At 60.9% G+C, this 17052-nt stretch carries 12 protein-coding genes; 5 read left to right on the plus strand and 7 right to left on the minus strand.

Annotated features, from left to right (window positions below; translation table 11 throughout):
* Positions 1–34: 34 nt before the first annotated feature.
* The gene (locus HBA49_RS07455; protein WP_040432246.1) at positions 35–541 is read left to right on the plus strand and encodes a hypothetical protein; all 507 of its coding nucleotides are present in this window, start codon (positions 35–37) and stop codon (positions 539–541) included.
* Here the strand turns inward: HBA49_RS07455 and HBA49_RS07460 are convergent.
* The 7 genes from HBA49_RS07460 to HBA49_RS07490 all read right to left on the minus strand — a co-directional run bounded on the left by HBA49_RS07460 (position 513) and on the right by HBA49_RS07490 (position 7635).
* The gene (locus tag HBA49_RS07460) at positions 513–1622 is read right to left on the minus strand and encodes an ATP-binding cassette domain-containing protein (RefSeq protein ID WP_005526988.1); all 1110 of its coding nucleotides are present in this window, start codon (positions 1620–1622) and stop codon (positions 513–515) included. The genes HBA49_RS07455 and HBA49_RS07460 overlap by 29 nt on opposite strands.
* A complete protein-coding gene (locus HBA49_RS07465; protein ID WP_005527282.1) occupies positions 1619–2275 on the minus strand; it encodes an energy-coupling factor transporter transmembrane component T family protein in 657 nt (218 codons plus the stop codon). Before HBA49_RS07465 ends, HBA49_RS07460 begins: the two co-directional genes overlap by 4 nt.
* A complete protein-coding gene (locus HBA49_RS07470) occupies positions 2262–3005 on the minus strand; it encodes a hypothetical protein (protein WP_005523359.1) in 744 nt (247 codons plus the stop codon). The genes HBA49_RS07465 and HBA49_RS07470 overlap by 14 nt, the downstream gene beginning before the upstream one ends.
* 70 nt (positions 3006–3075) lie before the next feature.
* Positions 3076–4134, minus strand: coding sequence for a nucleoside hydrolase (locus tag HBA49_RS07475; protein WP_005526935.1), 1059 nt, complete (start codon positions 4132–4134; stop codon positions 3076–3078).
* A complete protein-coding gene (locus tag HBA49_RS07480; RefSeq protein ID WP_005527352.1) occupies positions 4115–4909 on the minus strand; it encodes a hypothetical protein in 795 nt (264 codons plus the stop codon). Before HBA49_RS07480 ends, HBA49_RS07475 begins: the two co-directional genes overlap by 20 nt.
* Before the next feature lie 102 nt (positions 4910–5011).
* Positions 5012–5806 carry a (2Fe-2S)-binding protein gene (locus HBA49_RS13165; protein ID WP_005527466.1) on the minus strand — a complete coding sequence of 265 codons (795 nt, stop codon included), beginning with the start codon at positions 5804–5806 and terminating at the stop codon, positions 5012–5014.
* Positions 5807–5925: 119 nt separating this feature from the next.
* Entirely contained in the window at positions 5926–7635 is a 1710-nt protein-coding gene (locus HBA49_RS07490; RefSeq protein ID WP_005527060.1) for a carboxylesterase/lipase family protein, read from the minus strand.
* Between the two features lie 20 nt (positions 7636–7655).
* On the opposite strand from HBA49_RS07490, the gene HBA49_RS07495 reads away from it, so the two are divergent.
* The 4 genes from HBA49_RS07495 to HBA49_RS07510 all read left to right on the plus strand — a co-directional run bounded on the left by HBA49_RS07495 (position 7656) and on the right by HBA49_RS07510 (position 17050).
* Complete coding sequence (locus HBA49_RS07495) at positions 7656–8468, plus strand: shikimate 5-dehydrogenase (RefSeq protein ID WP_040432248.1); 813 nt, start codon at positions 7656–7658, stop codon at positions 8466–8468.
* Positions 8469–8609: 141 nt separating this feature from the next.
* Complete coding sequence (locus HBA49_RS07500; RefSeq protein ID WP_005527307.1) at positions 8610–9341, plus strand: membrane protein; 732 nt, start codon at positions 8610–8612, stop codon at positions 9339–9341.
* A 14-nt stretch (positions 9342–9355) separates the two neighbouring features.
* Positions 9356–13120, plus strand: a complete 3765-nt coding sequence (locus tag HBA49_RS07505; protein WP_005527363.1) for an ABC transporter ATP-binding protein — start codon at positions 9356–9358, stop codon at positions 13118–13120.
* 213 nt (positions 13121–13333) lie between these two features.
* Positions 13334–17050: a multifunctional oxoglutarate decarboxylase/oxoglutarate dehydrogenase thiamine pyrophosphate-binding subunit/dihydrolipoyllysine-residue succinyltransferase subunit gene (locus HBA49_RS07510; protein WP_420888497.1), complete on the plus strand. Its 3717-nt coding sequence runs from the start codon at positions 13334–13336 to the stop codon at positions 17048–17050.
* Positions 17051–17052: the final 2 nt, after the last annotated feature.

Here is a 17052-nt window from a genome sequence, read left to right on the forward strand (position 1 = left end):
TAGGGTGTCCGGGGCAGGTTTTAGGGTGGTAACCATGATGATGCACCAGGATTTTCCCGAATTACTTCCTGCGCCTTTCGATCCCGACACCATGGCGGATCGGGCCGTGACCCAGCATCCGCAGACCATTTCGGCATTGGGTTCGGTGATGCGTCATCCTCGTTCGCTATCGCGTCCGGCGGCAACGTGGCGGCCGCCGACCAAGAAACTCCCGGCGCTGACCGGCCGAAGGCGGTTGAATGCCACGATTTCCCGGCATCGGGTGGGCCCAGCGGTACAGCGAAAGTTGTACACGCCGGATAATCCGTGGGTTGCCGCCTACCTGGTGTTTCTGCGAATATCCGCCCCCGATGGGCGGTGGGTGGATCCGGGGGTTGCCCAGGGTTGGGTGCGGGCATTGGTGGGGTCGGATTATGTCGAATGCGTGCACGAATTGCCGCGAGAGTCAACGCCGACGTATGTGTGGGTGGTTGATGGTTCGTTTTTGCCGATTGCGTCACCGGCCGAATTGGTTACGCCAGCGCCAGTTCCCGCACGGTAGCGTATTGTGAGACTTCCGCCATCAGGGTGGGATCGTGGCAGGTCATGATGATCGCCGGCGGTCGGTTCCCGTGAAGATGGTGGTGTATAAGCCGGTGGAGCTGGGTGCGACCCGGGTAGTCTAGCCCTACGTCGGGTTCATCCAGCAACACCACATCAGTTCCCTGGTTGAATACCTTTTCGACCTGCGCGAGTCGCAGCATGGTGGGGGTGAGGTCGAGCGGGTGGGTTTCGAGGTCGATGCTGGCCAGGGCCCCGGCCGGTTCGCCGCCGATGAAGTCGCGGAGGGTGGTTTCGGTTACCTGGTCGCAGGCGCGTTGGGTTTGCAGGCTTATCGACGCCGGTTGCGGCGTGAGCGCCAGGGTGTGGAGGAGGGTGGTTTTCCCCACCCCGTTGGGGCCCCGGAGCCAACAGATTTCGCCGCGTTCGAGGCGTAAATGCAGTGGTGGCGTGGTGAATCCGGGTTCGGTGGGGGTGGTGAATTGCCACCAGCGCCGGCGGGGTGGTTCGCGCCGGCCGGCGACGTCACCCAGGTCGATGATGTCCCCAGTGGGGGCGCATGGTGGCAGTTGTGGGGGTGGGTGATGTCCGGTGTAGGGAACCATGGTGCCGTCGCGGAGTTCGAAGCAGCCAAAGTGGTGATCGATGGGTGGCAGGCTGTGGGCGACGGCAATGATATCCCCCGGATAACGATCTAAAATGTCGCACACTTGTTTGCATGATGTGGTGTCGAGGCCGGCCCAGGGGTCGTCGAGAATGAGGGTGTCTGCTTGGAGCACCAGCACGCTGGCCAATGCCACCCGGCGGGTTTGGCCGCCGGAGAGCCTGGTGGGGTGGGCTTCCGCCAAGTCCATGAGGTTCAAATCGGTGAGAATTGCGGTCACCTGGTCGAGCATGATGTCGGGATGGATGCCGCGTTGTTCCAGGCCGAAGGCGACTTCTTCGATGACGGTGTCGCGGAGGTAGGTGAGGTGGCAGGTGGCGTCGGCCCCCAGGTAGGCGACCTGACCCCGCGGGGCGGCGTCGACAAGCTCGCTGGCCCACGATGAGAGGCCGTCACCGATGACGAGGTGGCGTTTCATACGATAATCACCAAAGTGATGGCAGCCAGGGGCAAAAGTATTCGAACAAGTTTTTGTATTGTGCTGTCGGGTGGTGGTCGCAGCACGGTGCGGCGGCCGGGGAGTTCCAGGCCCATGGTGGTCATGGCGGCGGCGCGCTGCCCACCGTGGTAGAGCACTTGCACGAGCACTGGTATGACCAGGTTGCCGGGGTGTGGGGTGCGGCCGGCGAGTCGGCAGGCGTCGCGCATGCGCCGGGTGATGTCGTGGGCTTGGGGCAGGAATTGGATGGCGGAGCCCAGGATGAAGCTCATGCTGTGGTGGATGCGAGCGGTTTGGAGGGCCTTGACCAGCTCAGGGATGCGGACAGCCGTGAGCGCGGCCAACAGTGCTGCGATGAGCGCGGCGAATCGGAGGCTCAACTGCCCGGCGGTCACCAGCCCGTCCCGGTAGGTTGCGGCGAAGGGCACGTAGATGAGCAGCATGGACAGGCCGGTGGGGAGGCTGAGGGCCAAGGTGGTGGCGATGAGCGAGAGGTTACGGGTGGTTGCCGTGCCCACGACCAGTGCCGCAATCATCACGGTGGCGGACACCCACGGATTATTCAGCCCTAACACGATGATCCAGGCGGTGAACCCGCACACGATGCTGGTCAGGGGGTTAAGTGCGCGCATGGAAGCTCGCTAGGGTTTTCTTCGGCAGGGATCGGATTGCCACATGGACGATAATCATGACCAGTGCCTTGTCGAGCGGGTCGGACACGAGTGATTGGGCGGTGACGGATCCGATGAGGGAGTTTCCCATTTCCCGGAATAATGACACGAGGGCGCCTGTGCCCACGCCGGCGGTTCCGCCATAGACGAACGCGGCGACGGGGGCTGCCAGCATGCCGGAGATGACGCCGAGCACCACCCCGGCCGTGATGGTGAGGGGAATGTTCCGCAGCATCCCCTTGGCAATCATGACCCCGGACAGCAGCCCGACCATGGCGGATACCGCTGCGAAAGGGAGGGCCGCGGGGTTGAAAAGCCCCCAGACGATGCTGCTGAGGGTGCCGGTGGCCAGGCCGGCGATGGGCCCGGCGAGTCCCGCCACCAGGACGGTGCCCACCGAGTCAAGGTAGAGGGGGATGCCCACGGAACCGACGATTTGGCCGATCACAATGTTGAGCACCAGGGCGGCGGGGATGATGGCGATCGTGCGGGCGGGCAGGATCGGCAGACTGGCTGACAGCAACAGGATCGCGCCGAGCACGTAGCCGCCCAGGGTGATGAGTGCGGGGCTGGACCCGCCAACGGATTCCCAATCGGTGGGGCGGGTAAAAACCAGATAAAACCAGGTTCCGAAGATGACGGCAACGCCTACTGTGGCGCGGATACGTTGGGCGGTGGTGAGTGCGGGCATGGGGGTATCACGTCCTGTTAAGTGGGCATGCGAAACTAAACCCCTATGTCACCTCGGAGTTGTTCCCATCCTAAAGCATGGGTGGCGTCGACGCCAAAAGTTTAAGACTGCGGAAAAACTCCGCCCAGGCCTGCTGCGGGTCCACGCCGGTCACCAGCTTGACGACGGGTTTTCGGCCGGGTTGGCCGGTGGTTTCCGCCAACCAGTGCCCCTTGAAGTCGGCCACGGTGGTACCGCGCAGCAGGGGTGAGGTGGTTTCCACGTCGACGGCCACGGTGGCGGTGGCATAGTCGACAGTGCCCAGGGCCACCATGGTGGTGATGAGGTCGTGGATTTGGGCCTGGTAGCCCTCCCCCATGACCTGGTGGAATTCGAAATAGAATCGCAGCAAATCCGGCAGAACATCAGCCAGTGGGTGGTGTGCGGCGGCAAGAATATCGCACGCGGCATCCAGCAGGTCGGGTGAGAACAGCATGCTTTCCGTCACGGGCTGGGAGCGCACCCCCAGGGGGCAGACGGTGATGGGAATGGTGGTGTGAAATACCTCGGCGGCGGCGTGGGGGTCGACCCACGTGTTCCACTCCGCGGTGGGGGTGGTATTGCCGGGGTACAGGTAGGCGCCGCCCATGAGGTAAATGCGCTGGTGGGCGGGGTGGTCACGCAGGTAGGTGGCCAGGTTTGTGGCCGGCCCGGTGATAATCAGGGTGGCGTCCCGGTTGGCGCGCCACAGGTCGTCCCACCCGGTGTCGGCGGCGGGCACACCCATGGGAACCGTGTCGGGCCGCTCCCCCGGAGTCACCGATATCGTGTCCGTGCTGGTCTCTGGGGGAATCACATAGCCCAGGCCGTGCGGCCCGTGGGTTTCCGGGGTGGTGACCAGCGGCACCACCAGTGGCGTCGGTACGCCCGCCGCCACCGGCACATTCGGTAGGCCGCAGAGTCGTAAAATGTGGGCGCTATTGAAGGCGGTTTGGGTGGCGTCGACATTGCCGGCGGTGGTGGTGACCGCTCGAAGCTGCACCTCCCCCGCGGCCGCAAGGCCGGCCAGGTAGATGAGCGCCAGGGCATCATCAATGCCGGCATCGCAGTCGATAAGAACCGGGTGGCTGTTATTCTTCCTCGTCGTCATCTTCGTCATCGTCGTCGAAGAAGAATTCGTCGTCATCATCCTTGCCGAAAAGGTCGTACACATCCGGCTCGTCATCATCATCGTCGTCGAGGGGCACCAATTGCTCCGCCCAGGATTCGGCCTGATCTGCCGCCAACGACAGGACGTCGAAAAGCTTATCGAAGTCGGTGAAGGAACCCAGGTCCAGGGTTTCGGTACAGGTTTCCAGGATACTGCTGGCGTATTCCTCGATTTTGGCGTTGACCTCCCTCATGCTGAGCTTCCGCACCTCCCCCATGGCCGAAAAATGCCGTTCCGCCTCCATCATGTGGCTCTCAAACTCGGGGTCGACGGCATCAAACTGCACCTTTGCCGTGGGAATGCCCTCGACAATCTCAATCGTCACCGTCACACTGGTGTTATCACCCAGCGAGGCGGATACCCGATTTTCTTCCTCATGATCCTGCACAAACTCCAGGTCAGCTATGCGCTCATCGGTACCATCCAATAAATCCCCCAACAAGGTCACCACCTGGTCGGTGGCAATATGCGACGCCACGGCCTGCACCGCGTCGGGCACCGAAAACGCCACGGACACCAGCACCGCCTCGAAATCCGCATCCCAATCATCGTCCGCGGTGGCAATATACACGTTTGCCGCCGGCACGAGGGGGTCAATTTCCACGAACTGTATCTCCACCTCTGAGGTGATAGGCACAAAAAGCGTATCTCCTTGAACCCGGGATTCGATTCCGTCGGCATCCAACGCGGTGGCAATTTCCTCAAAGAAGGTCATGACGACACTCATCCTCAAAAAATCATGTGATTACTGTGGTTATGGTTACACAGCGTGGTAACCCCTAGTGCACACACTAACCTACTTCGCCACCCCTTGGGGCTAATACTGAGAAGCAGCCGCAATAATCCCAGCTATCCGCTTCTTTTTCGGCACGTGCGGACAGGGGGCACAATATCCCGCATCATCCCCATGAAAAACCATGCAACAGCTGCTGCGATGCACCACCAAATAGTCCGGCTCCACATCCCCCGGCCGCACCGGCACCACCTGGTCGTCGCAAACCTGTTCAAACCTTAATGGGGGGAGGCGAACGTCCGCAACCTGCTGCAACCCTTGGTGTATCTCCGACGCCACCGCGATGGCCCGGTCCTGCTCAAAATGCTCATTACCGGCTCCCACCGCCGGCTGCACCATCCCGTCCGCCACCACCGCCCACAACGGTGCCGGCCGCACCTTCGCCACCCGGCACAACGTTGCGATAATTGGCGCGAAACTTTCCCCCGCATGCCTGCCCGATGCCACATAGCTTTCTGCCCGCTGGCCCGGCCGAAACCCAAACCAATACCCCTCCCCCTCGTCCCGCTGAAACACCAACCCGGAGGACAAATCCAGGTCGGGAATCTCCTCGGTGAGCACCATTGCCACCACCGATGGTGCCACCACCGACCAGGTCAGTGAAAACAACCACATGTGCGCCCCAAAACGATCCTCGTGCAGCTTATAGGTTTGCCGACCCGTGGCAATTCCCCGCCGCACCACCTGATCGCTGGCCAGCATTTCGGCCGACAGCGCCGCCCCCAGCGACTCATCCACGCAGGGCGCATACTGTGGCTGGCCTGCCACCGCCCGGGCGATCGCCCGATCCACGGCGTGGGAAACATTGGTGGGGCTCATAGGTGAATCCTCCTCACGAATTGTTCGAGCAAAACCGACAAACACGACACTGGTAGCACTGCCACTGTCCTATCCGCCGGTTTCTGCATAATCCCAGTCTACGGGCATCCGCAGGCGGATTACTCGGTTTCTAATAACTTTGCCATCACCTCGGGGCGGCCCTTCCCCCACTCCACCATGCTGTAGTTCTCCCACGCCACCCGCCGGGCCGCGCCGGGGTCGTACACCACATAGGCGGTGGTGTCGAACACCTTGGTGGCCCGGCCGGGCAGGGTATCGCTGGGCATGCGATATTGCGGCCAATCGGTTTCCGGGGTGGTGGCCACCCCGGTTCCTGCCGCAGCGGTGGCGGTGTTGTTCGGGTTGCCGGTGTGAATGAAGCTGGCCCAGTAGCTTTGCATTTGGTCCCGCAGCGTATGGAGCTCCTCCCACCCGCCGAGCTTATTAATGGCGGCGGCTTTGGAGCCATCCAGGTCACCAAAAACCGGACTGAGTTCGGCGGTGTGGGAGGCCCCAATGCCCAGCCATCGGAGGGCTGCGGGCGCATAGTCGAATCTGTACATCCAGGTGGGGGCGGAGAGGCTGTGGGCGGAGGCGGCGATCACGCTGGGTGCCCAAAACACCGAATCGGTGAGCAGTTCGGCATAGTCATTGCGGGAGGCAGCGTTGTTGTAGAACCGGAGAATGGTGTCGGCGCCGTGCGGGTCGTAGCCTTCCAGCATGGTGCGGGCCCGCTGCGCCCGCTTCTTCGACCTGAAATAGAATGTTTTTGCGAATGCCACTTCGTCGATATTGGTGCCGATCATGAGGGGGATTTTGTGTTGCTCCCCGGCGCGGAATGTGGTGATGGGGTGGTCGCGGATGAGGTCACCGTCGACGATGGCGCCGAAGCAGGCATTGAGGTTGAGGAGTTCCCCGCTGCGCCATAGCATGGATTGACCAGCATTAATGAGGGTTTCGGGGCTGAGTTCCCGCAGTTCGTCCAGGGTGGGATTGGTGAGTCCGGCGCGGGTGACGAGTTCGTTGCACCAGAAGGCGGCTTGGGCGGCCGAGTGGACGGCGGCGACGGGGGCGGATTGGGCGATGGCCCGGTGGAAGAGGCCACGTGCTGCGGGAACACACATGAGGGTGATGACGCTGGCGCCGCCGGCGGATTCGCCCATGAGGGTGATATTGGTGGGGTCGCCACCGAAGCTGGCGATGTTGTCTTTGACCCAGTGGAGGGCGAGGAGTTGGTCGAGGACGGCGGGGTTGGGGACGCAGTCGTCGCCGAAGCTGGAGAAGTCAAGGTAGCCGAGGGCGCCGAGCCGGAAGTTTAGGGAGACATAGACCACGTCCATGGCTTGGACGAGGTAGTGGCCGCGGAGGACTTGTTGGTGGCTGGATCCGTAGATGAAGGAGCCGCCGTGGAGGTAGACGACGACGGGGAGGGTGCGGTCGTCGTCGGGGCGGACAATGTCGAGGTTGAGGCAGTCTTCGCTGCCGCGGATGCGGTCGCTGGGGGTGAGGGAGGGTTGGGCGGCGATGGCACCGTATTCGGTGCAGTCTTTGATGCCGTCCCATCGTGGTGCCGGGCGGGGGGCGCGGAATCGGTGGTTGCCGGCGGTGGTGTCGCCGTAGGGGACGCCGCGCCAGGTGCGGAGGGGCCCGGGGATGGTGAGTCTAAGGCCGCAGATAGTGCCGGCGGTGGTGGTGATTATGAGGTCGTCGGCGACCTTGTTGCGGGGTGTGTGATTGGGGGTTTTGACGCTGGTGTCCGCCGCGCGTGTGGGTTCCGCAGGGTCGCCTGTCGAAGCATTGGTGGGATGGGGGCCGAGGGGGTACCGCATATTTCACTAGAGTAGGTGACATGGTGAATTACGTCGACCGGGATACGGTTTTGTGCATTTCTTTGGCTGCTCGCCCTTCGAATCATGGGGTGCGGTTTCATAATTGGCTTTATGACAAGTTGGGGTTGAATTATTTATATAAGGCGGTGGCGCCGACGGATATTGCGCAGGCTGTGGCGGGTATTCGGGGTTTGGGTATTCGGGGAGCGGGGGTGTCGATGCCGTATAAGCAGGCGGTGATTCCGCTTGTCGACGAGTTACACCCTTCGGCGGCCCGGATCGAGGCGGTGAATACCATTGTCAATACGGATGGGCGATTGGTTGGGTACAACACAGACTATGTGGCGGTGGCGGACTTGTTGCGGGAGCACGAGGTGGATCCGGGCCTGCCGGTGGTGGTACGGGGGTCGGGCGGCATGGCGAATGCCGTGGTGGCCGCCATCGCGGATCATGGCATGACCGGCACGGTGGTGGCACGGAATGCGGCGACCGGCCAGTCATTGGCCTCGCGGTATGGGTGGTCGTATTCGGATGCGGTGCCGGCCGGGGACTTGGGGTTGGTGGTGAATGTGACCCCGTTGGGTATGGCTGGGGCGGATGCGGATGTGCAGTCGTTTAGCGATGCGGAGATTCAGCGTGCCCAGGTGGTGTTTGATGTGGTGGCGTTTCCGGTGGAGACCCCGTTGATTCGGGCGGCCACTCGGCTGGGGATACCGGTGATTACTGGTGGGGAGGTTATCAGCAGGCAGGCTGCGGCACAGTTTGAGCTCTATACCGGGGTGCGGCCAACGCCGGAGGATGTGGCCGCCGCGGAGGAGTACGCATCGGCATAGAACCAGCACATATGGGGAGGTAAGAGGAATAAGGGGTAAGGTTTTTACGCCCTGAGCGAATCGGTGTGCACCTGGCGGCCTCCACCGTTTAAAGTTGAGCACTACCAGTCATAATTGATGAAAAGGTAGGTGCGAAACCTAATGTTTAAGTCTCGGTCGAAGTCGCAGGATTCCTCGAATGCGGTTGTGGTGACCGATTATGTTCATTCGGATCCGGAAGCGTTGATGCAGGAGTCCGGGTTGGTGGCCAGGTGGTTGGTGACCGGTTTAGATAAGGCGGCGAAGCTGCAGCACAAGACGATTATAAAGTATGTGGATCGGCTGAAGGAGAAGAATCCACAGGCCACCCCGGCCGAGATTCAGGCGAAGTTGGATAAGCATTTCCTGTTGACGATCACCGGCACCGGCGCAGGCGCGGGTGTGACAGCGGCGATTCCGGCGGTGGGGTTTGTGACAGGGGCTGCCGCGGTCGGGGTGGAGTCGTTGGCGTTTTTGGATGCGGCAACGTCTTATGCGGTTGCCTCCGCATATTTGCGGGGGGTGGATATCAGCAACCCGGAGCGTCGTAAATCGATTGTGTTGTTGTCGGTGGTGGGTTCAGAGGGCACGCCGTTGGCGACTGCCACGATGGGGACGGATTCGACGATTGCGCTGCTCACTAGGGCTTCGACACCGAAGTTGAGCGATTTGAATAAGAAAATGTTCAACTTCGCCATGAAGCGCATCAGTAAATCCATTCGACTTGCGTGGTTGGGTAAGCTCATGCCGTTGGGGATTGGTGCCGTGCTAGGATCCGTTGCTAACCGTAAGATTGGCAATAATTTGATCGATCATGTGGCCGAAACCTTAGGGCCGCTTCCCACGAGTTTTTAGTTTTTCAAACCTGTATGCATGTTTCTTCGACGCTGCGGCAGCTGTGGCGGACCGCACGGAAAACCCCCGTCACCGTGGCCTTGGCGTTGATATCCACGCTGATGGTCACGCTGTGTGACATCATCATTCCACTTATCACCGCCACCGCGATTGATAGCGCCACCGCGGCCGACGGCGGTCATTCCGCCGGTGGGGTGTCGATCACTACCGTTGTGGTGTTGCTGGTGGTGGCGGCGCTTGTGCGCTACCTGTTTCAGTTCGGTCGGCGCTACACGGCCGGCCGGTTATCGAACACTGTGCAGCACCAGTTGCGGGTGGAGATATTGCGCAGCCTGCAGCGTCTCGACGGCCCGGGGCAGGATCGGTTACGGACCGGGCAGGTGGTATCCCGGTCGATTTCTGACCTGAATTTGACGCAGGCCATGGTGGCCATGATGCCGCTGATCGTGGGCCATGTGCTCAAGATCGTTATCACGTTGGGGGTGATGTTGTGGATTTCCCCGCTGCTCACCCTGATTGCGGTGGTGTTGTTGCCCCTGTTGGCGTGGCTCACGATGATGTCCCGCCCCACCTTGTTTGCGGCGACGTGGGCCGCTCAGCAGGCCGTCGCGGACCTGTCGACTCACGTGGAGGAGACCGTCAGCGGCATTCGGGTGGTGAAGGCCTTCGTCCAGGAATCCCGGGAGGTGGCGACGCTGCGGAACGCCGCCCGGGTGGTGTATGCGCAAATGATGCGGGCCGCCCGGTTGACTGCCCGCTACCGGCCATTGGTGCAGCAAATACCGAATATATCTCTGGTGCTCAGCATTGGGGTGGGTGGCTTTCTGGTGTTGCACGGCGACATGAGCATTGGCGTGTTTGTGGCCACGAGCGTGTACATGGTGTCGCTTACCGCGGTGGTGTCCATGGTGGCGGGCATGCTGGTGCAGCTACAGCTCGGCATGTCGTCCGCCGCACGGGTGTTCGATCTCATAAATATCCAGCCTGACACTACCACCCCACCGAATCCCGAGCCAGTACCGGATGGGCCGCTCGGCATTGAAGTGTCGGGGGTGGATTTCACCACCAACGATCAACGCGTGTTATCGCAGTGCACCATGGCGGTATCGCCCGGGGAAACCCTGGTTATCGTGGGTCCAGCCGCCGCCGGGAAAACGATGCTCGTGCAACTATTATGCGGCTTCTACCAGCCCGATTCCGGCAGCATTTCACTTGTCGACGCCGCGGGCCGCCGCACCGACTACCACAGCCTGGATCTCGCCAACCTGCGGCAGGCTGTCGCATGCGTGTTCGATGAGCCGTTTCTGTATTCCGCCACTATCCGCGACAACATTGATATGGGCCGTGGCCTCACGGACGATGACATTTGGGCAGCCGCCCGCCACGCCGCCATAGACCGCACAATCGCCGACCTTCCGAACGGCCTCGACACCACTGTGGGCGAGGGTGGCCTTACGCTTTCCGGCGGCCAACGCCAACGCATCGCCCTGGCGCGGGCACTGGCCGGCAACCCGCGCATCCTCATTCTCGACGACGCCACCTCCGCCATCGACGCCAGCACCGAACGCACCATTTTCCACAACCTCACCTGTCACTTTGCCGACACCACCGTCATCGCCATCGCCCACCGGCACTCCACCCTCGACATCGCCGACCGGATAGGGCTCATGGAAGACGGCGCCCTCACCGCCACCGGTGACCTGGCCACCATGCGCCAAAATCACCGATTCAGCCACCTCATGGACCTGAACTTTCCCTCGGCGGCCCCCGCGGGCGACCCTATCCCCTTCGACGATGGCCCTACGGAGCCCGGCGTCGATAAGCTGTGGCCCACGGTCGCCACCATGGACGCACGGCTCACCATGTCACGGACCGCCATGCGCACCGCCGCCGCCATGGCCGGCGCGAACCCGGCTGCCGGCGGCCGGGGCACCACACGTGGCAACATGGCCTCAACCACCATGCCCGCCACCAAGGAACTCCTGGCCCGCGTCGACCGACTACCGCCCGCCACCGCAACCCCCAAAACCATCACCCACTCCCCCACCGCAAAGGTGACCGCCGGCTCACTGTTTTACTCCGTGCGATGGCTATTGGTCCTCGTCGTCGGCCTCTTCACCGCAAGCGTGCTCACCGGGCTGATCATCCCATCCCTCATCCGCCACGCCATCGACCGCGGTGTCGCCCTGGGAGACGAAACCACCATGTGGCGCGTCACCCTGGTCGGCCTTGGCGTTGTGCTCATCACCTGGGCGCTCACCGTCGCCACCACCATTTTCACCTCCCTCACCGGGGAACGCCTGCTCTACGATCTCCGCATCCGTTCGTACACGCATTTGATGCGCCTACCCATGCGCTATTTTGAGGCTACCAACACCGGCACCATCATGACCCGCATGACCACCGACATTGATGCCCTCAATGGTTTCCTGCAATCCGGGTTCACCTCCGCGGTCGTGGCCATCACCACTCTTGTCGGCATTCTCATACTGCTCGCCGTCACCAGCATCCCGCTGTCGCTCATCGCCCTGGTTGGCGTGCCCGTTATCGCCGCGGGCACGGTGGTGTTTCGGCGTGTCTCCACCCGGCTCTACGCCCGGGCCCGGGAGGAGATCAGCGAGGTCAACGCTCTATTTCATGAAGCCATCGCTGGGCTGCGCACCACCCAAATGCATGGAATGGCGGACAAAAACCTGCACCGCTTCACCCAGGTTGCCGCCCGCTACCGAACCACCCGCATTCACACGCAAACCGCGGTGGCCATCTACTTCCCGGGCATCAACGCGGTGAGCGAACTGATTTCCGCGGCGGTCCTCGCCGTGGGCGTCAGCTTGGTGGCCCAGGGGCACCTCCCCACCGGCGTGCTGGTGGCGTTTCTGCTGTACCTAGATCGGCTCTACACCCCCATCCAGCATTTAAGTCAGGTGTTCGACTCCTACGGGCAGGCGCAGGTGGGGTTCCGTCGTATCTCCGCCCTCCTCGCCGAACCCACCGAGCAGGCCAAACCGATAGAGTCCAACCCCGAAAACACGAACGCCGCAGTCGACGCCCGTGGACCTATCCGATTCGACCGTGTCGGCTTCTCTTACCCCGGCGCCGCCCAACCGGCCCTGCGCACCGTGACATTCGATATCGCGCCGGGCAGCACGGTGGCAGTCGTTGGCCCCACCGGCGCCGGCAAATCCACGATCGTCAAATTAATTGAACGATTCTATGAACCAACCGAGGGGGTCATCCGCGCAAACACCACAAACATCAAGGATTTACCTATGAATGAGTGGCGTTCTGCCGTGGGTTTCGTCCCCCAGGAAGCTCATCTGTTTACCGGAACCATCGCTGAGAACATTGCCTACGGCCGCCCCACAGCCAGCCAGGAGGAGATCACCGATGCTGCCCGCCGGGTGGGGGCACTGCACGCTATCGCCGCCATCCCCGGCGGGTTCAACGCCCGGATCGGCGAACGGGGCCGGGGGCTTTCCTCAGGACAGCGGCAGCTTGTGGCCTTGGCCCGGGCGGAAATGATTCACCCCCAATTGCTGCTTTTAGATGAAGCAACCGCCACCCTGGATCCGGCCACGGAAAAAACCATTGTGGCGGCGAGCAACCGGGTGACCCAGGCCCGAACCGCCGTGGTGGTAGCACATCGACTTGCCACGGCGAGGCGGGCGGATCTGATTTTAGTAGTGTCCGATGGCGTCATTGTGGAATCAGGCACACACGAATTATTACTTTCTTTTGGGGGTAGCTATGCCACAATGTGGCAGGGTAAGACGCCCTAAATTCGCAGCGTATTCTTTCAGTGTGAAATGCAACATACTGAATCCAGATTTTACTTTAGAATCAATTACAGCTGACGGGTACGAAACCGTTAGCCTAGATTGAGCTAGTACAACGAGTGAATATTGAAACAAGACTGTCGCAAAGAAATGAGGCGAGCACTTGCCGTGAGCAATGCGAGTACTTTCGGGCAAAATCAATGGTTGGTTGATGAAATGTTCCAGCAGTTCCAAAGGGATCCCCAGTCGGTAGATCCCGAGTGGCGGGAGCTTTTCGAGACCACCGGCACGCCAAGCAAACCTACTACATCTAATACCAATCCCTTCAAGCAACAGCAACCACCGGTCACGCCCCGCCAAACGCAGGCCCAGCAGACCGCCAATCAGCCCAGTCTGGCCAGTTCGGTGCAGCAGCTGGACCCCAAGGAGGTCGCAACCAAGGCCGATCATCTTCATATTGACGAGGCGAATAAGGAAGAAAAGCGGGAGGAAGAAGCTAAGAAGCTCCAGCAATCCCCCTTGGGTCGCGTCGCAAAGCTACCAAGTCCCGGCGAGAAAACCCTCAAGGGCGTGTATAAAGCCATCGCTAAAAACATGGATGAGTCGCTGGAGATTCCCACGGCCACCTCGGTCCGGGACATGCCGGTCAAACTCATGTTCGAGAACCGGGCGATTATTAATGAGCATATGCAGCGCACGCACGGTGGTAAGGTGTCGTTTACACATATCATCGGCTATGCGCTGGTCAAGGCGCTGATGGCTCACCCGGATCTGAATAATCATTATGACGTGATAAACGGCAAGCCGACAGTCATCACTCCGGAGCATATTAATCTGGGGTTAGCGATCGACCTGCCGCAAAAGGACGGCACCCGTGCGCTCGTGGTGGCAGCCATTAAGGAGTGCGAGACCCTCGACTTTAAGACGTTTGTCGAAAAATATGAGGACATCGTGCGCCGGAGCCGGAAGAACCAGCTCACGCTGGATGATTTCGCTGGTGTTACGGTCTCTCTCACGAACCCGGGTGGCATCGGTACCCGCCACTCGGTGCCGCGGCTCACTAAGGGGCAGGGCACGATCATTGGTGTGGGTGCCATGGATTATCCGGCGGAATTTGCCGGGGCTTCGCAGGACCGACTGGCCGAGCTGGGCGTGGGCAAACTGGTCACGATCACATCCACATACGATCACCGGATTATTCAGGGAGCGGAATCCGGCGAGTTTTTACGCACCCTGAGCCAACTCTTCGTTGACGATGCGTTTTGGGATGAATTATTTGCTGACATGCACATCCCCTACACGCCCATGCGCTGGTCGCAGGATTTACCGAACACCGGTTTAGACAAAAACACCCGGGTCATGCAGCTCATTCAGGCATACCGGTCCCGCGGCCACCTCATTGCCGATGTCAACCCACTCCACTGGGTCCAGCCGGGCATGCCGGTCCCCGAACACTCCGACCTCAACATTGAGTCTCATGGCCTCACGATTTGGGACCTGGACCGTCGCTTCCACGTGGGTGGCTTTGTGGGCCGCGAAACCATGACTCTGCGTGAGGTGTTAACGAAACTCCGCAATGCCTACACGCACAAGGTAGGTTCGGAATACACCCATATTCTGGACCGGGACGAACGCACCTGGCTGCAGAATCGCCTGGAAGACGGCATGCCCAAGCCCACCCCGGCGGAGCAAAAATTCATTATGCAGCAGCTGAACTCCGCAGAGGCGTTCGAAACCTTCCTGCAAACCAAGTACGTGGGCCAAAAACGGTTCTCGCTGGAAGGTGCCGAGTCGCTCATTCCACTCATGGACTCCGCTATCGACACCGCCGCAGGTCAGGGCCTGGACGAGGTGGTTATCGGCATGCCGCACCGGGGCCGGTTGAATGTGCTCTTTAATATTGTGGCGAAACCATTGGCCACGATCTTTAACGAGTTCGAAGGCCACATTGAGCCCAAGGCAGCCGGCGGTTCGGGCGACGTGAAATACCACCTGGGTTCCGAGGGCACGCACCTGCAGATGTTCGGCGATGGTGAAATCAAGGTGACGCTCACCGCGAACCCGTCGCACCTGGAGGCAGTCAACCCGGTCATGGAGGGCATCGCCCGCGCCAAGCAAGACATGCTGGACAAGGGCAAGAGTGGATACACGGTCATGCCGCTATTGCTGCACGGTGATGCCGCATTCGCCGGCCTGGGTATCGTTCCCGAAACCATTAACCTAGCACAATTGCGGGGCTATACCGTGGGCGGCACCGTACACATTGTGGTGAACAACCAAATCGGCTTTACCACTACCCCCGATTCGGGGCGTTCGAGCCACTATGCAACGGACTTAGCAAAGGCATTTGGCTGCCCCGTCTTCCATGTCAATGGCGACGATCCCGAAGCCGTCGTATGGGTTGGCAAACTCGCTACCGAGTATCGGCGGCGGTTCGGCAAGGACGTCTTTATCGACATGATCGCCTACCGACGCCGCGGGCACAACGAAGCCGACGACCCATCAATGACCCAGCCCAAGATGTATGAGCTTATCGACGGCCGCAAGACCGTTCGTGAACAGTACACCGAGGACCTCCTTGGCCGTGGCGACCTGACCAAGGAAGACGCCGAAAAGATCGCCCGCGACTTCCACGACCAGATGGAATCGGTGTTCAACGAGATCAAGAACTCGGAGAAAAAGGCCTTTACCCAGCAGGAAGGCATCACCGCCGCCCAGGAAATCCCGCATGGCCTCAAGACCAATATCACCCGGGAAGAGCTGCAAGAAATCGGCCAGGCCTACGCCACCCCGCCGGAGGGCTTCACCTTCCACCCGCGGGTGGCACCTGTTGCGAAGAAACGCCTGGAGTCCGTCACCCAGGGCGGCATCGACTGGGGTTGGGGCGAGCTCATTGCCTTCTCCTCTCTGGCAAACCAGGGCAAACTGGTGCGGCTGGCCGGCGAAGACTCCCGGCGCGGCACATTCACCCAACGGCACGCCGTCGTCTACGACTCCCACACAGGCGAAGAATTTAATAGCCTTAACGAATTAGCGGAGGCGCACGGTAACGGCGGCAAACTGCTGGTTTATAACTCTGCCCTAACAGAATATGCGGGTATGGGTTTTGAATACGGTTATTCGGTGGGGAACCAGGATGCCGTGGTGGCGTGGGAGGCCCAGTTTGGTGACTTCGCCAATGGCGCCCAAACCATCATCGACGAATATGTGGCCTCTGGGGAAACCAAGTGGGGTCAGAAGTCTTCCCTGATTCTGCTGCTCCCCCATGGTTATGAGGGCCAGGGCCCGGATCACTCGTCGGCCCGGATTGAACGGTATCTGCAAATGTGCGCCGAGGGCAGCATGACGGTGGCGCAGCCCACCACCCCGGCGAACTATTTCCACCTGCTGCGACGACACGCCTTGGGTAATTTGAAGCGGCCGCTGGTAGTGTTCACCCCGAAGTCAATGCTGCGCATGAAGACGGCCACGAGTTCGGTGGCGGAGTTCACCGAGGTGACGAAGTTCCAGTCGGTTATGAATGATCCGCGGTTTGTGGACCATAAGGGCACGGTTGTGGGCGACCCGAACAAGGTGAAGACCATCATGCTGGTGTCCGGCAAGTTGTATTACGAACTGGCCAAACGTGCAGAGAAGGATCACCGGGATGATGTGGCCATCATCCGCCTGGAGATGTTGTATCCGTTGCCGTTTAATCGGCTGCGGGAGGCGTTTGCGGTCTATCCGAATGCGACGGAGATTCGGTTCTGCCAGGATGAGCCGGCAAACCAGGGCCCGTGGACGTTTGTGAATGAGCATTTGCCGAATTTCATCCCGGATTTGTTGCCGTTGAAGCGGGTATCGCGTCGGGCCCAGGCGTCGACGGCAACCGGGTTGTCGAAGGTGCATGCCGTGGAGCAGGCGGTCTTGCTGGATGAGGCATTTGCCCAGTGAGG

This window comes from Corynebacterium matruchotii, from assembly GCF_011612265.2.
Classification (GTDB): Bacteria; Actinomycetota; Actinomycetes; order Mycobacteriales; family Mycobacteriaceae; genus Corynebacterium; species Corynebacterium matruchotii.

Coding starts and splice junctions, on each gene's coding strand:
- HBA49_RS07455 (WP_040432246.1), top strand. CDS start 35: ATGATGATGCACCAGGATTTTCCCGAATTACTTCCTGCGCCTTTCGAT.
- HBA49_RS07460 (WP_005526988.1), bottom strand. CDS start 1,622: ATGAAACGCCACCTCGTCATCGGTGACGGCCTCTCATCGTGGGCCAGC.
- HBA49_RS07465 (WP_005527282.1), bottom strand. CDS start 2,275: ATGCGCGCACTTAACCCCCTGACCAGCATCGTGTGCGGGTTCACCGCC.
- HBA49_RS07470 (WP_005523359.1), bottom strand. CDS start 3,005: ATGCCCGCACTCACCACCGCCCAACGTATCCGCGCCACAGTAGGCGTT.
- HBA49_RS07475 (WP_005526935.1), bottom strand. CDS start 4,134: ATGACGACGAGGAAGAATAACAGCCACCCGGTTCTTATCGACTGCGAT.
- HBA49_RS07480 (WP_005527352.1), bottom strand. CDS start 4,909: ATGACCTTCTTTGAGGAAATTGCCACCGCGTTGGATGCCGACGGAATC.
- HBA49_RS13165 (WP_005527466.1), bottom strand. CDS start 5,806: ATGAGCCCCACCAATGTTTCCCACGCCGTGGATCGGGCGATCGCCCGG.
- HBA49_RS07490 (WP_005527060.1), bottom strand. CDS start 7,635: ATGCGGTACCCCCTCGGCCCCCATCCCACCAATGCTTCGACAGGCGAC.
- HBA49_RS07495 (WP_040432248.1), top strand. CDS start 7,656: ATGGTGAATTACGTCGACCGGGATACGGTTTTGTGCATTTCTTTGGCT.
- HBA49_RS07500 (WP_005527307.1), top strand. CDS start 8,610: ATGTTTAAGTCTCGGTCGAAGTCGCAGGATTCCTCGAATGCGGTTGTG.
- HBA49_RS07505 (WP_005527363.1), top strand. CDS start 9,356: ATGCATGTTTCTTCGACGCTGCGGCAGCTGTGGCGGACCGCACGGAAA.
- HBA49_RS07510 (WP_420888497.1), top strand. CDS start 13,334: ATGTTCCAGCAGTTCCAAAGGGATCCCCAGTCGGTAGATCCCGAGTGG.